This is a genomic window from Arenibacter arenosicollis, assembly GCF_014397245.1.
In the GTDB taxonomy this organism is placed as follows: Bacteria; Bacteroidota; Bacteroidia; order Flavobacteriales; family Flavobacteriaceae; genus Arenibacter; species Arenibacter arenosicollis.
On the sequence record NZ_JACLHY010000025.1, the window covers coordinates 1 to 14,857 of the forward strand.

Genomic DNA, 14,857 nt, shown 5'->3' on the forward strand with positions numbered 1-14,857 from the left:
GGCGGAATCATTCAATGCAAAAATAAAAGCTTTTAGAGCGCAATTCAGAGGAGTCAAAAACGTAGAATTCTTCCTTTATAGATTGACCACAATATTTGCATAAACACAACAATTGTTCTTGATCCAACATTAGCTGAAATGAAACCATCATACATATAAACGAAAAAAGGTGCTCTAAAGCACCTTAATATCCCTTACGGTATGTATTCATTAAGAATTCATAGCCGAAATAATGAATTCCTTAAATTCTTTCGAAATAGGAATCAAAGTATTGTTAATCAGAATATCCTTGGAGTTAATGGCATCAATATGATCCACATTAACGATATAGGATTTATGTGCCCTATAAAATTTTTGTTGTGGTAATTTCTCTAGATAATCCTTGAGAGGAGAACGTACCAAAAACTTCTTATCTACTGTATTTACTTCCAAATAAACGTTGTCCGCCTTTATGAACTGTATATCACCAAACTGAATTCGATAATACAAATGTTGCTTTTTAACAAAAATTGAATCCTTCAATACTTTGTTGGACATTAACCTATCATCTTCCTGTTCCTGACTTTCCCCTGCCCCGTTATTTTTAACGGAAATAAAGTTAGATAGTGCAATTTCAATGGAAGTATACAAATCCTGTTGTTCAAATGGTTTAACCAAATAACCATTAGGCTTTACGGTCTTGGCATTTTCAACGGTGGCCCGATCTGAATTTGATGTTACAAAAATAAATGGGATGTTATAGTTTTCCCGGATGTGCTTGCCCAGGTCGATACCAGTTTTATCCGAGGCTAAAATTATGTCAATCAGCACTAGATCAACTTCCTTATTTTTTAAAACCTCTACTGCCTGTTCGTAAACAATAACATTGTCCACGATTTCGTATCCAATCTCCTCCAACATCGATTGCATGTCATCTGCAATAATCACGTTGTCCTCTACAATAAGAATTCTAATTGGTTGTTCCAAAGTGTATTTATTTGATTGGTTATTAACTCAAAATTACGAAAAATTATTAAAACTAAAATAAAAGAGAATTGCCAATAAAAAAGTACTTAGTGCCAACTTCTTCAATTCAGGGTCTAGTAGAACTGTATTCTTCAGCTTCCACATTTTATTCAGATGTATAAATATAGGTACAAATGCCAACAAATGAATTGTATTTTTCCAATTATGGAAATTTACGATGGTAAAGGCCAACATGCTAATAAAACTTAATAATATAAGCAGCACATGATATTTTTTTCCGTTTTGTATCCCCATTTTAACGATCAAGGTATTTTTATTGGAAAGCTTATCCGATTCATAATCCCTCAAATTATTAAGATTAAGTACCCCGGTACTTAATAATCCAATGGCTATAGCCGGAAAAACGGGCATTACATATAGTGCTTTAGTATAAAGAAACATTGACCCCAGTACCCCTAGCAATCCAAAAAACAGGAATACAAACAAATCACCCAAGCCTTTATATCCGTAGGCCGAGGATCCAATAGTATATTTTATGGCCGCCCATATACTCAGAATTCCCAAAGCGCCAAAAATTAAACTAAACAAAAGGTTTTTAGTACCAAAAGAGAGGTATAAAAGGGAAATAACCAATATTGCACAAACAGCAATCGAAAATATTATACCCTTTTTAAGTTCCGTTCGGGAAAGTTGTCCGCTTTGAAGTGCGCGCTTAGGTCCTACCCTATTTTCATTATCGGTGCCTTTAATGCCATCGCCATAGTCATTGGCAAAATTTGAAGTAATTTGAAATGCCACCGTAGTTAAAAGTGCGAATACAAAAATGTCCCAATGGAATTGGCCATACAAACTTCCCAGAGCCGAACCAACAACTATTCCGGACAAGGAAAGGGGAAGTGTCCTCAAACGGGCCGCACTAATCCAAGCTTTTATTTTAGGCAATTTAATATGGATCTTCTATTTCTACCCGCTTTCCTTCTTTGTATGAAGCAACGAAAGCATCTTCAAAGCCCATTTTCACCAATTGAAACCTAAATGATCTGGCTTCCTCCAAAGTTTCAAAATTACCTAAAGAATAGGAATAGAAAGGATTGGTTTTTGCGAAAATTGTATTGCTAAGTGACTCGGACGCAAGGGTTATATTGTTGTCTACAAAGGATTTAACCTGTACCGAATAGATCTTTTCTTTATCCAAAAACTTTTTGGCCAGATAAAACTCCTTTACTAGGCTAAGTTCTTCATTCTGTTCCTTGAGATTGTCAATTCTCGATTTAATAACATCCAAACTATCTATGGATACCAAGAGATTATTTCTGAGGTTATTTCTATTTTCAAAATTCGACGACCTAATAAATCCAGCATTGTAGGAGAAAACGGCCAGGGTACCAATTAAAAAAAGTATGGTAACACTGCCAAATAGATTGCGCTGAATCTTACTTCGTTTTAATTCCTTGTTCTTATATTTTATTTGATCCAATAGACGCTCATTTATAATTTGGGCCTTGTCTATGTCCTTATGCAATTCCAATAAATCACTTTCCTCTATGAATGGCATAGTCTTAATTGTTTAGGGGGTGAGTTCTAAAAGTAATAAAAATAAATCGACTAATTAGCTTTTTAAACTTGCTTGTTGTAAAAGTAATAGTTTTTGTTGCAAAACGACAAATAATTAAAGCCAAAAATCCTTAAAATATTGAACTTCATTTATTTAAAGTCCTTTATTTAAACTAAGCCATTTTTATATTAAGCGAATGCTATCGGGCTTAATTTCAATTTTACGCTCCTTGTACAAAGCACCAACACCCTTTTTAAATGTCTTCTTGCTCATCTGCAACATTTTCTTAATATCCTCAGGATCAGATTTGTCGTGTAAATTTAAGACCCCGCCATTGGAAACAAGTTTTTCATAAATTAGATTTGCAGCGGGCTCCAAACTTTCATATCCTATGGGCTGCAAGCTAACATCTATCTTATTATCCGGTCTAATATTTTTGATGTACCCTTTTAATTTATCGCCTATGGCTACTTTTTTAAAAACTTCGTTGGCGTAGACCAAACCTTTGTGTTTATGGTTTATAATTACCTCCCACCCCAGATCGGTGAGTCTGGTAACCACTAAATCAACCTCGTCCAATGCACTCACCGTTAAGTCATCATTGGATAAAAACCTATCCAATTTATTGGAGGCTACCAACCTATCCGTTTTTTCGTCCAAATAACAGTACACAACATACCATTGACCTTCTTGCATTTTATTCCGCTGTTCCCTAAAAGGAACCAGTAAATGCTTTTCCAATCCCCAATCCATAAAGGCTCCGTACTCATTCACTTCGGCTACCTGAAGTAATTGAAACTGATCAACGGTGACAAATGGTATTAGTGTGGTTGCCACAATTCTCTCTTCATGATCCAAATAGCAAAAAACATCTATACGGTCACCAATCTCAAATTCTTCCGGCACATATTTATTGGGCAGCAATACATCATTATCTTCATCATCACCCAAAAAGAGACCTACAGTCGTATCCCTTAATATTTCCAAATTATTATATTTCCCAAGTGCTATCATAGCGCAAAAATACGTTTAAAAAGAATCTCTAAAAAAAAAAGCCGCTCTTTTTAAAAGGACGGCTTGAAGATATAATTATGTATAGATTCTATTTCTTATAAACAGATTCTTTTTTGAAGTGTTTTGCCAACATATAATAGACAACAGCTCGGTGTTTGCTCTTAACTGAACTACCGTATTTATCCGTTACGCTCTTTATGGCATCCATTAATTGAGGACTATCCTTCAAGCCAAGTTTTTTAATCAAAAAGTTATTTTTAACTGTTTGCAATTCTTTGTCATCCGAACCGGAAACTTTTGAGGCATCCATGTTGTAAATAGATGGTCCCAATCCTATGGTGACTTTGGTCAATAAATCCATATTTGGCGTTTCACCAAACTTATCTTTGATGTCTGCGGCATATTTTTCGATTAATTCGTCTCTTTTGCTCATAATTGTGAATATTCTTAAGGATTAGGTTTATATCCTTCTAAGATATAAAATCAAAATAACTAAGCAAAATTTTGTCATTTAATAATCTAGGGGTTTTAATTTCCAATATTTGTGGTTTTTCGGACTCTTTATAAAAATCATCCAAAGCATTTTTTAAGTCCAATTTATTTGAAACAGATTCAAATCCAAACCTATACATTTCAGCAATGGACCGGATATCTATATTATGCGTTGTCTCGAAGAAGGTATTAAAATTATTGCTATCCTCTTTTCCCGGTAAGATTCTAAAAATGCCTCCTCCGTCATTATTGATGACTATTATCCTGAAATTAGGTTTAATATAATTATTCCACAATGCATTACTATCATAGAGAAAACTCAAGTCGCCCGTTACCAACAATGTGGGATCACTGTCATAAACAGAAGCCCCTACAGCAGTCGAAGTACTTCCATCTATACCACTAGTGCCACGATTACAGAAAACACTTATAGAGGGGTCCAGATCGAACAATTGTGCATACCTAACAGTAGAACTGTTGGACAATTGCAATTGATAATTCTTGGGGACGCTGTTCAGCACATTATGGAAGACCCACATATCCGAAAATGCTATTTCATTCAGGTACTCTTTTCTTTTCAACCTGTAATGAACCTTTTTACTGGCCCAGTAGGCATAATAACCACTTTCTATAGAGGGACTATTTGCTAAAAAGTATGTAAAAAAATCATTGGGACTGATCTTAAAATGTTTTTTTAGACAAAAAAATGTGTCGTTCGCCTTTTTGGCACCAACATGCCAATGCTGTAAAGGGGAATACTCCCTTAAAAAGGCTTTTATTTTTTTTGAGACAATTAGCCCCCCAAAAGTTAGAACAATTTCAGGTTGCAACATTTTAAATAATTCATCCCTGTCCCCTGATTTCTCTATAGGAGCTATAATACTATCAATATTGGGGAAAAAGTTGGGATGAAATAGATTGGATGTACTTTCGGTCAATACTATAACCGACGGGTCTTTTGCCAGAATTTCCAAATACCGCTGCTCTACCGTGTTTGGTGGATTTACGCCAACAAGAATCATTTTTCGGGAGGCGTTTTGCCAGGTTTCAAGGTAATCTTGCCATTCCTCTCCGCCACCTTGTTCCTGGACTTGCATAAAATTAACTTCCGGTAAAGGACCAGGCGAGTCAACAGTTACATATAAAGGCTCTTCAAAAGGAATGTTTATATGTACCGGCGTAGAATTGGAAAAGGCCACATCCATAGCCTTGTCCAGTTCTGCATCATTATACTTTTGTACGCTAGCTTGGGATTGATCTGAACTAATATGTGTTAATTGATCTGGATCATATTTCCGTATTTTATCGGTGGCATGACTTACATCCTGTTTAAGATTTGCGGAATAACCAATGTGGTTCTGAAAAACATTCTCCTGCCTAATGGTTTGTCCGTCCCCTATATCCACTTTATAAGGGGGTCTATCCGCAGAAATAACAATTATGGGAATATCACTATAAAAAGCTTCCGCAACAGCAGGATAATAGTTTAACAATGCGCTACCGGAGGTGCACAAAATCACTGTAGGTTCCCTGAGCTGTTGGGCAATACCCAAGGCAAAAAATGCTGCACAACGCTCGTCTACGATACTGAAGCACTTAAAAAAAGGGTCTTCCGAAAAACTTATGGTCAAGGGCGCATTTCTCGACCCCGGAGAAATAATTATATTTCTTATGCCCCTTGCCTTGCAATGATAGACAACTGACTGTGCGGAGGGAATACTGGAATATTTCATTACTGCAAAAATACAACGCAGCCAATTCTAAAACCAGCTGAATTTCTCTTTTAAGATTACTTTAAAACTATATTCAACATGGTGCTACTTTTATCCTGTGTCTCCTGCCATTCCTTTTCTGGGACAGATCCTTTGGTTATGCCACCCCCCACATACACCTTTACCATATTCCCAATAACTTGCATACATCTCAAATTCACGTATAATGAAGTTTTGTTCTTTATGGTCCTATAAGCCCTATTTTCCTGATTTTTCCTAGATAATCGCCTACTAATATCTTCCTTAAAATTTAATTCACCCAAAAATCCGGTATAATACTGTCGGTCATGATTCTCGTTTTTTAGAATAAACTCCTTGGCCACCATTTTTGGTACCCCGCAAACGGCTGGGGTTGGATGTAATACATTTATTATTTCTTTAAGACCTGATGTATTCATCTTACCCGATACAGAAGTTTTAATATGCCAAAGATTTCCTGCCCTAGCGGATATTGCTTTGGATACCAACAAGGAAGAGACCTTATCCTTCAAAGATTCACGGATGAACTGGGTTACCATTTCTTGCTCCACCAGCTCTTTATCTCCCCAATTGGGAACTTTTTCTCCACTATATAATTGAGTTCCCGCCAAGGACATAGTTTTGAATTGATCGTTGCGGGTTTCAAGAAATATTTCAGGGGTGGCCCCAAGCCACAAACCAACTTTAGGATGAAACCAGATATAGCAAAAAGCTGTTGTATATTGATGCACCAATTCCTTGAACAAAGCAAAAGGTGACTTGGAAATTTCCAAATCAATACTTCTGGAAAGAACTACTTTGTTAATTGTGCCAGATTCAATTTTATCAATCGCCTTATTAATTAATTTGAGATAAAAATCTTTATCAGAATCCTTATCTAGCGGGAAGGTTATAGTGCTGTCGGAATACCCTGGTCCCGACTCAAAGGTTTCAACAAAAGTCTCTTCGTTCTTAATTAAAACGGCAGGGCTATGCGCATTGAACGGGGCAAAAACAAAACCACTTTCTGTATAATCGTTCACATAATACAATTCTTGGTCCTTTTGAAAAATCACCTTTACATCAACCTCATTGGGTTTCCTATAAGCAACAAAAGGAAGACCATTATGGAACTGTTTACTAATTTGATCCAAAAAACTTAAAGACATACTATTTTCTAGGTAATGAAACCGTAGTTAATTTACAAATTGAAATTAGATTCCCATCCGCATCCGTTACCTTAATATCCCAAATTTGTGTGGTACGCCCCTTATGCAAAATTACGGCCTTTGCAAAAACATCACCTTCACGAATACTCTTGACATGATTGGCAGAAATTTCCAATCCACGAACGAAAAATTCCTTGGTATTCAGAAAAATAAAACAACCAGCACTTGCTACGCTTTCCGCCAATGCCACAGTTGCACCCCCGTGTAAAATACCGTCCGGTTGATGAACTTTAGGGGTAACAGGCATTTTGGCCAATAAAAAATTTTCACCCACATCTATATACTCGATCTCCAAGGTTTCCATCAAAGTTCCTTTGCTGGACTCATTACAAATTCGGAGTATTTTTTCTTTGTATTCGTTCATGAATTAATTTTTTGTAAAATTAAGCATTAGAAATTCAACTATTGTGTTACTTTATCCCTTATCCAAAATTATGGAACCCAAAGAAAAGCAAATTTCATATACGGCCACCAATACTTATAGCACCTTGAATAAGCTAAGTAAAAACACCAAAAATGTCTGGATAGTTTTTCATGGTATAGGATTTTTAAGCAGATACTTTCTTAAGTATTTTAAAGGATTGCCCAAGGAGGACAACTACATTATAGCTCCTCAGGCACCTTCAAAATACTATTTGAATAAAGATTTTAAACATGTTGGCGCCAGTTGGCTTACCAAAGAAAATAGAATAATGGAAACGGAAAATGTTCTAAGCTATATGGATAATCTGTATGCTATGGAAAAAATTCCGGACCATTGCCAACTCATTATTCTGGGATTTTCCCAAGGGGTATCCATCGCCACGCGATGGGTTGCCAAAAGTAAAATCAGTTTTGACCAGCTGATATTATATGCCGGTGGAATCCCCGAAGAACTTACTCCTGAAGATTTTGAATATCCAGTATCCAAAAATGCCAAGATAAAATTGGTGATCGGAAATAATGACGAATTTATCACCGAAGCCCGACTAAATAAGGAACAGGGAAAAGTTGACACCCTGTTTAGTGGAAGAGCCCAATTGATTACATTTGAGGGTGGACACGAAATAAAAAAGGAAGTTCTTAATAATCTGGTCAAATGAGAACCACTACCCCTACTCTGGAAAACGATTTTGTTAAACTGGCCCCCTTAACTTTAAGAAATTATCATCTGCTGTTACCCATTGCCAGTCAAGAAAAACTTGTGCAATATTCCCCTTCGGATATAGAGTCTGCCGAAGCTCTGAGAAAGTACGTGGAACAAGCCTTGGAAAAGGAACGCGATTTTTCTGCCATGCCTTTTATCATCTATGATAAAAAATGCTCAAAATACGCCGGGAGTACCCGATTCATGAACATCGACCACAAAAACAAAGTTCTTGAAATAGGGTCAACATGGATAGGCCGCGAATTTCATGGTACCGGCCTAAATGGGCAAATGAAATTACTAATGCTCAATTATGTATTTCATGAATTGCTTTTCGAAAAGGTCGAATTTAGAATTGACGAACGCAATGTTCGCTCCCGTAAGGCAGTTGAAAAATTAGGTGCAAAATTGGAAGGCATTCTACACAAAAATGTTTACCTATTGGATGGATATAAAAGAAACACCTGTTGCTATGGGATATTAAAGGAGGAATGGAATAGATAAGTAGATTTGAAATTAGGGAAATGAACCCTATTTATTTTTTTGGTCAAATCACATTGTTATAATTCCGATCGGAATATACATTTTGACTACGATCCAACATTCTATTGTTTCCTAAATTATTGCTTTATACTTGGGTTACTTTTCTTTTATCATTAAATTTAAGGGATGTTACCCAAGTATTTGCTTAAATTCTAGTAATGCCACCACCACTTTAGCAGGAATATGTTCTTGATTAAGAGAGGATAATGCGGCATAACTATCATTTCCAATGGTCTAGATCCAGGATTGAATTAATGTTATTCTTTATGAACAATAACTCCATTGTGTAGTTACAACTAACTTCACAATTAAAAATATGGTTCTATGGTCAAGGTCAAGTATATTTATTTTGATTAAAATCGTAATACTATCAACAAAACAATAGTTTCCTTTGTTAATTACTTTAATGCTTAGGGGTTTCATCTTTTTATAACACTTGCTATATTAGCAACACTTTGGAAAAAGCCCTAGATCATGTCAGATAACGCCCAATATACAGAAGATAACATTCGCTCATTAGACTGGAAAGAACATATCCGGATGCGTCCGGGGATGTACATTGGCAAATTGGGTGATGGATCCTCCGCAGATGATGGCATTTATATCCTCCTAAAAGAGGTTATAGATAACTGTATAGATGAATTTGTAATGGGAGCAGGCAAGACCATAGAAATCGCTATCAAAGATAATGTGGTGAATGTACGGGATTATGGCCGTGGAATACCTTTGGGAAAGGTAGTGGATGTCGTATCCAAAATGAACACGGGTGGTAAATACGATTCAAGAGCCTTTAAAAAATCGGTAGGTCTTAATGGGGTTGGTACAAAAGCTGTAAACGCCTTATCCAGCTTTTTTAAAGTAGAGTCCTCAAGGGATAATATGTTAAAAACCGCTGAATTCCAACAGGGAAACCTTGTTGCCGAATTGGGCCCTGAAGATACCTCAAAGCGAAAAGGAACCAAAGTATCCTTCACCCCGGACGAAATTATATTTAAAAAATACAAGTACAGAAACGAGTATGTGGAACGCATGCTCAAGAACTATGTATACCTCAATCCCGGATTGACGATTATCTTCAATGGCGAGAAATTTTTCTCTGAAAATGGACTTAAAGATTTATTAGAGGACAATAACAGTTTGGAGGATATGACTTACCCCATAATCCACCTAAAGGGCAATGATATTGAAATTGCCATTACGCATAGTAAAACACAATACAGCGAGGAATATCATTCATTCGTAAACGGACAGAATACTACACAAGGTGGAACGCATCAAACGGCATTTAGAGAGGCCATAGTAAAGACGATAAGGGATTTTTACGGCAAGAACTATGACCCATCGGATATAAGAAAGTCCATTATTTCCGCTATAGCAATAAAGGTTATGGAGCCCGTTTTTGAGAGTCAGACCAAAACCAAATTGGGGTCTACGGATATGGGAGGCGATTTACCCACGGTACGAACCTATATCAACGATTTTGTGGGTACCCAACTCAACAACTATCTTCATAAGAATCCTGACACTGCCGAAAAGCTTCAGCGCAAAATAATGCAGGCAGAGCGGGAGCGAAAAGAACTGTCCGGTATTCGAAAACTAGCGAAAGACAGGGCAAAAAAAGCCAGTCTTCACAATAAAAAATTAAGGGATTGTAGAGTGCATTTGGCAGATTCCAAAAATGACCGCTGCTTGGAAAGCACTTTGTTTATCACGGAGGGAGATTCAGCTTCGGGATCTATCACAAAATCGCGGGACGTAAACACCCAAGCCGTATTTAGTTTAAGGGGGAAGCCCTTGAACTCTTACGGCATGTCCAAAAAAATTGTTTACGAAAACGAGGAGTTCAACCTGCTGCAGGCCGCATTGAACATTGAGGAATCCATGGAGGATTTAAGATATAACAAAATTGTAATAGCAACGGATGCCGATGTTGACGGAATGCACATTAGGCTATTGCTGATTACTTTTTTTCTTCAATTTTTCCCGGAACTTATCAAAGAAAACCACCTATATATACTACAGACACCATTGTTTAGGGTCCGTAATAAAAAGGACACCTATTACTGCTACAGTCATGAGGAAAAACTACAGGCCATTGAAAAGTTATCAGGAAAGCCCGAATTGACGAGATTCAAAGGACTGGGCGAAATCTCTCCCGATGAATTTCAGCATTTTATTGGGGAAGACATAAGATTGGAACCTGTGATGTTGGACAAAGCCATGCCTATAGAAACCATGTTGGAGTTTTATATGGGAAAAAACACCCCTGACCGGCAAGAATTTATTATTAAAAATCTCAAAGTAGAGGTTGACTTAGTTGAAGAAAACCAATTATAAACCTGTCTGCCGACAAGCAGGCCAAACTAATACGAATCTTTCTTTATGGAAGAGAATGAAGAACTGAACGAAGTACCACAAGAAAATCAAGAAGAATCCAATGACGCCCTTACGAAAGTAACGGGAATGTACAAAGACTGGTTTTTAGATTATGCTTCCTATGTAATTTTAGAACGTGCAGTTCCCGCAATCGAGGACGGATTTAAACCTGTTCAGCGAAGGATCATGCATGCGCTAAAGGAGTTGGACGATGGTAGATACAACAAGGTAGCCAATGTTGTGGGCCACACCATGCAATACCACCCTCATGGTGACGCAAGTATCGCTGATGCGATGGTTCAAATAGGTCAAAAAGACCTTTTAATAGACACCCAAGGTAACTGGGGAAACATTTTAACCGGGGATAGTGCAGCAGCCTCCCGTTACATTGAAGCCAGGTTGACCAAGTTTGCCCTGGAAGTGGTCTTTAGTCCAAAAATTACTGAATGGCAGCAATCTTATGATGGCAGAAAAAAGGAGCCTGTAAATCTTCCTGTTAAATTCCCGCTCTTGTTGGCACAGGGTGCGGAGGGTATTGCTGTGGGACTCTCCACTAAAGTGCTTCCACATAATTTCATAGAGCTTATAGACGCCTCTATAAAACATCTGAAAGGGCAGCGATTTACGATTTATCCCGACTTTCCAACTTCAGGTATTATAGATGTAAGCAATTACAATGATGGATTGAGGGGTGGAAAAATAAGAGTACGGGCCAAGATACAGCAGTTGGACAAAAACACCTTGGTAATCAAAGAGATACCTTACGGCACCAATACATCTTCTTTAATAGACTCCATCCTAAAAGCAAATGAAAAGGGGAAGATAAAAATCAAGAAAATTGAGGATAACACGGCCGCGGAAGTAGAAATTTTGGTTCACCTGCCATCCGGCCTCTCGCCGGACAAGACTATAGACGCCCTATACGCCTTTACTTCCTGTGAGTCCTCCATATCCCCATTAGGTTGTATTATCGAGGACAATAAACCCCTATTTATAGGGGTTACCGAAATGCTGCAGCGCTCTACAGATTATACCGTGGAATTGCTAAAGGCGGAATTGGAAATACAACTTGGAGAACTGGAAGAGCAATGGCATTTTGCCTCCCTTGAGCGTATTTTCATTGAAAATAGAATCTATAGGGACATTGAAGAAGAAGAAACCTGGGAGGGCGTTATTGCAGCCATAGACAAGGGTCTTGCGCCATTCACCAAACACTTAAAAAGAAAAGTTACCGAAGATGATATTGTTAGGCTTACAGAAATAAGGATCAAAAGAATCTCTAAGTTCGATTTGGACAAGGCCCAACAGTTTTTGGACAGTCTGGAGGAAAAAATTGCTGAAGTAAAACATCATTTAGCCAACCTAATCGAATTTGCCATCAACTACTTTAAATCGCTAAAGGAGAAATACGGCAAGGGTCGGGAGCGTAAATCTGAAATCCGAATTTTTGACGATATTGAAGCTACCAAGGTAGTTATTAGAAATACTAAGTTATATGTAAATCGGGAGGAAGGCTTTGTTGGCACCTCTTTGAAGCGGGATGAATATGTAACCGATTGCAGCGATATAGATGATATCATTGTTTTTACCCGGGATGGCAAAATGATGATTGCCAAAGTAGATTCAAAGATATTTGTAGGTAAAAACATTATTCATGTAGCGGTCTTCAAGAAAAAGGACAAACGAACCATCTACAATATGATATATAAAGATGGTAAGGGCGGACCCAGTTACATCAAAAGGTTTAATGTTACCGGGGTTACCAGAGACAAACCTTACGACCTTACTACCGGAAAGCCACAATCCGAAGTACTATATTTTTCTGCCAATCCCAACGGAGAGGCCGAAGTTATTACCGTTCTATTAAGACAGGTAGGAAGTATTAAGAAATTAAAGTGGGATATTGATTTCGCAGATGTATTGATCAAAGGCAGAGCCTCTAAAGGCAACATTGTTACCAAATACTCTGTGAAGCGAATTGAATTAAAGGAAAAAGGAGTTTCCACCCTGAAACCTAGAAAAATATGGTTCGATGAAATTGTCCGCAGATTGAATGTAGACGGTAGAGGAGAATTGTTAGGAGAATTTAAGGGCGACGATATGTTATTGGTAGTCACTCAAAAAGGAGTGGCCAAAACATTCATCCCCAACCTATCCACCCATTTTGATGAAGATATGGTGGTTTTGGAAAAATGGAACCCAAACAAACCCCTATCGGCAATCTACTATGAAGGGGAAAAGGACCGCTACTATGTGAAGCGTTTCTTGATTGAGAACGAAAACAAAGAAGAATTGTTTATTTCAGAACATTCAAAATCGTTCCTAGAGCTCGTTTCCACAGACTGGCGGCCTGTTGTAGAGATTGAATTCACCAAACCACGAGGGAAAGATGCAAAACCGAATCAGATAGTTGATTTAGAAGAGTTTATATCCATAAAAGGAATAAAAGCTTTAGGCAATCAGCTGACTTCGGATAAGGTTAAAAATATAAACGCACTGGAACCCCTACCTTACGAGGAACCTAAGGAGAGTGAAACAAGTGAAATAGAGGTGGTGGATGAAGAAAATGTAACATCGACCAATAAACCTAAATCCGATACATCAAAGACAACTGAAGAAGAACACAAAAAACCAAAAAATTCGTCCCAAGAAGACGACGAAACACAAACAACACTATTTTAAGACGTTCCTGGGTAATTATTCGATTTGCCAACACTTTGTTTATCTTTTTATTCTCACAATTTAAAGGTTAATTGGCATAATTACTTCAGGATTCGTACAATAATACATTATATTTGCGAAAACTGATTTTTATATGGATTTTACCAACCCCCTGGTATATGGCGTGCCCTGTTTTATTGCTTTCATTCTCTTGGAACTTACCTATAGCAAGACCCATGGAGATGATCATTTGTATGATTGGAAAGATTTGGCAGCCAGTGGTTTTATGGGCGTTGGATCTGCCATTATTGCCCCACTGATCAAGGTTGTATCCGCGATTGTAATATTTGAATTCACCTATGAATTATTCAATCCGGTTACAGACGGGATTAGAACCAACATTCTTGGATATACATCATTCGGATACGCCTGGTACATCTGGCTACTGTGCCAGTTAGCGGACGATTTTACCTACTACTGGTTTCACAGGGCCAATCATGAAGTCCGAATCCTATGGGCTGCCCATATAGTACATCATTCCTCGGACAACTTTAACCTGGGTACAGCGGTGCGCAACGGATGGTTTACCATACTATATAAACCTTTATTTTACATGTGGATGCCAGCAATTGGTTTCCCCCCGGAAATGGTGGTCGTGTGCTTGGGAATCGAAGCTCTATGGCAATTTCAATTACATTCCGTTTATGTCCCTAAAATGGGATTCATAGAAAAAATATTCAACACGCACACCATGCATCAAGTACACCACGCACAAAATGTGGAATATTTGGACAAGAATCATGGTGGTTTTTTAAATATTTTTGACAAAATTTTTGGAACATGGAAAGAGTTGGATGACGATGTTGACGTTAAGTACGGTGTTATTCACGCACCTAATTCACACAATCCGGTAGTTATCCTAACGCATGAATTCAAGGATATATATCAAGATGTAAAGAAGTCGAAAAAACTTTCACACGCCCTTATGTATATTTTCGGCCCTCCTGGATGGAGTCCGGATGGCAGCACACTTACTGTGAAACAGCAACAACGATTGTTTAAGGAGCAAAAGAATGCCAATCCCGAGGTAGCATTTAGCAGACCAAATTAAGAATAGGCTGTTTACAACCTCTATCTACTTAACCACCTCTAAGGCTTTAAATTC

Annotated in this window: 13 protein-coding genes; 5 read left to right on the forward strand and 8 right to left on the reverse strand. The window is 37.7% G+C overall.

Going from position 1 to position 14,857, the window contains the following annotated elements:
* Positions 1-210: 210 nt before the first annotated feature.
* The 8 genes from H4O18_RS18280 to H4O18_RS18315 form a co-directional block, all read right to left on the reverse strand.
* Positions 211-966 (reverse strand): LytR/AlgR family response regulator transcription factor, encoded by a 756-nt coding sequence (locus H4O18_RS18280; RefSeq protein ID WP_187587327.1) that lies wholly within the window; start codon positions 964-966, stop codon positions 211-213.
* Between the two features lie 33 nt (positions 967-999).
* Complete coding sequence (gene menA / locus H4O18_RS18285) at positions 1,000-1,908, reverse strand: 1,4-dihydroxy-2-naphthoate octaprenyltransferase (protein WP_187587329.1); 909 nt, start codon at positions 1,906-1,908, stop codon at positions 1,000-1,002.
* Position 1,909: 1 nt separating this feature from the next.
* Entirely contained in the window at positions 1,910-2,521 is a 612-nt protein-coding gene (locus tag H4O18_RS18290; RefSeq protein ID WP_187587331.1) for an SPOR domain-containing protein, read from the reverse strand.
* A gap of 183 nt (positions 2,522-2,704) precedes the next feature.
* Positions 2,705-3,535, reverse strand: coding sequence for a CvfB family protein (locus tag H4O18_RS18295; RefSeq protein WP_187587333.1), 831 nt, complete (start codon positions 3,533-3,535; stop codon positions 2,705-2,707).
* Between the two features lie 88 nt (positions 3,536-3,623).
* Positions 3,624-3,968, reverse strand: coding sequence for a DUF2853 family protein (locus H4O18_RS18300; protein ID WP_187587335.1), 345 nt, complete (start codon positions 3,966-3,968; stop codon positions 3,624-3,626).
* Positions 3,969-4,005: 37 nt separating this feature from the next.
* On the reverse strand, positions 4,006-5,760 hold the full coding sequence (menD, locus tag H4O18_RS18305; protein ID WP_187587337.1) for a 2-succinyl-5-enolpyruvyl-6-hydroxy-3-cyclohexene-1-carboxylate synthase: 1,755 nt from the start codon (positions 5,758-5,760) through the stop codon (positions 4,006-4,008).
* 56 nt (positions 5,761-5,816) lie between these two features.
* Positions 5,817-6,926, reverse strand: a complete 1,110-nt coding sequence (locus H4O18_RS18310; RefSeq protein ID WP_187587339.1) for a chorismate-binding protein — start codon at positions 6,924-6,926, stop codon at positions 5,817-5,819.
* A gap of 1 nt (position 6,927) precedes the next feature.
* Entirely contained in the window at positions 6,928-7,350 is a 423-nt protein-coding gene (locus tag H4O18_RS18315) for a PaaI family thioesterase (protein ID WP_187587341.1), read from the reverse strand.
* Between the two features lie 70 nt (positions 7,351-7,420).
* Here H4O18_RS18315 and H4O18_RS18320 point away from each other — a divergent pair, with 70 nt between their 5' ends.
* The 5 genes from H4O18_RS18320 (at position 7,421) to H4O18_RS18340 (ending at position 14,803) form a co-directional block, all read left to right on the forward strand.
* A complete protein-coding gene (locus tag H4O18_RS18320) occupies positions 7,421-8,068 on the forward strand; it encodes an alpha/beta hydrolase (protein ID WP_187587343.1) in 648 nt (215 codons plus the stop codon).
* Positions 8,065-8,616, forward strand: coding sequence for a GNAT family N-acetyltransferase (locus H4O18_RS18325; RefSeq protein WP_187587345.1), 552 nt, complete (start codon positions 8,065-8,067; stop codon positions 8,614-8,616). Before H4O18_RS18320 ends, H4O18_RS18325 begins: the two co-directional genes overlap by 4 nt.
* 513 nt (positions 8,617-9,129) lie before the next feature.
* Complete coding sequence (locus H4O18_RS18330) at positions 9,130-10,992, forward strand: DNA topoisomerase IV subunit B (RefSeq protein ID WP_187587347.1); 1,863 nt, start codon at positions 9,130-9,132, stop codon at positions 10,990-10,992.
* Between the two features lie 45 nt (positions 10,993-11,037).
* Complete coding sequence (locus H4O18_RS18335; protein WP_187587349.1) at positions 11,038-13,713, forward strand: DNA gyrase/topoisomerase IV subunit A; 2,676 nt, start codon at positions 11,038-11,040, stop codon at positions 13,711-13,713.
* 133 nt (positions 13,714-13,846) lie between these two features.
* The gene (locus H4O18_RS18340; RefSeq protein ID WP_187587351.1) at positions 13,847-14,803 is read left to right on the forward strand and encodes a sterol desaturase family protein; all 957 of its coding nucleotides are present in this window, start codon (positions 13,847-13,849) and stop codon (positions 14,801-14,803) included.
* Positions 14,804-14,857: the final 54 nt, after the last annotated feature.

Coding starts and splice junctions, on each gene's coding strand:
- H4O18_RS18325 (WP_187587345.1), top strand. CDS start 8,065: ATGAGAACCACTACCCCTACTCTGGAAAACGATTTTGTTAAACTGGCC.
- H4O18_RS18335 (WP_187587349.1), top strand. CDS start 11,038: ATGGAAGAGAATGAAGAACTGAACGAAGTACCACAAGAAAATCAAGAA.
- H4O18_RS18330 (WP_187587347.1), top strand. CDS start 9,130: ATGTCAGATAACGCCCAATATACAGAAGATAACATTCGCTCATTAGAC.
- H4O18_RS18290 (WP_187587331.1), bottom strand. CDS start 2,521: ATGCCATTCATAGAGGAAAGTGATTTATTGGAATTGCATAAGGACATA.
- H4O18_RS18320 (WP_187587343.1), top strand. CDS start 7,421: ATGGAACCCAAAGAAAAGCAAATTTCATATACGGCCACCAATACTTAT.
- H4O18_RS18310 (WP_187587339.1), bottom strand. CDS start 6,926: ATGTCTTTAAGTTTTTTGGATCAAATTAGTAAACAGTTCCATAATGGT.
- H4O18_RS18300 (WP_187587335.1), bottom strand. CDS start 3,968: ATGAGCAAAAGAGACGAATTAATCGAAAAATATGCCGCAGACATCAAA.
- menD (WP_187587337.1), bottom strand. CDS start 5,760: ATGAAATATTCCAGTATTCCCTCCGCACAGTCAGTTGTCTATCATTGC.
- H4O18_RS18315 (WP_187587341.1), bottom strand. CDS start 7,350: ATGAACGAATACAAAGAAAAAATACTCCGAATTTGTAATGAGTCCAGC.
- H4O18_RS18295 (WP_187587333.1), bottom strand. CDS start 3,535: ATGATAGCACTTGGGAAATATAATAATTTGGAAATATTAAGGGATACG.
- H4O18_RS18340 (WP_187587351.1), top strand. CDS start 13,847: ATGGATTTTACCAACCCCCTGGTATATGGCGTGCCCTGTTTTATTGCT.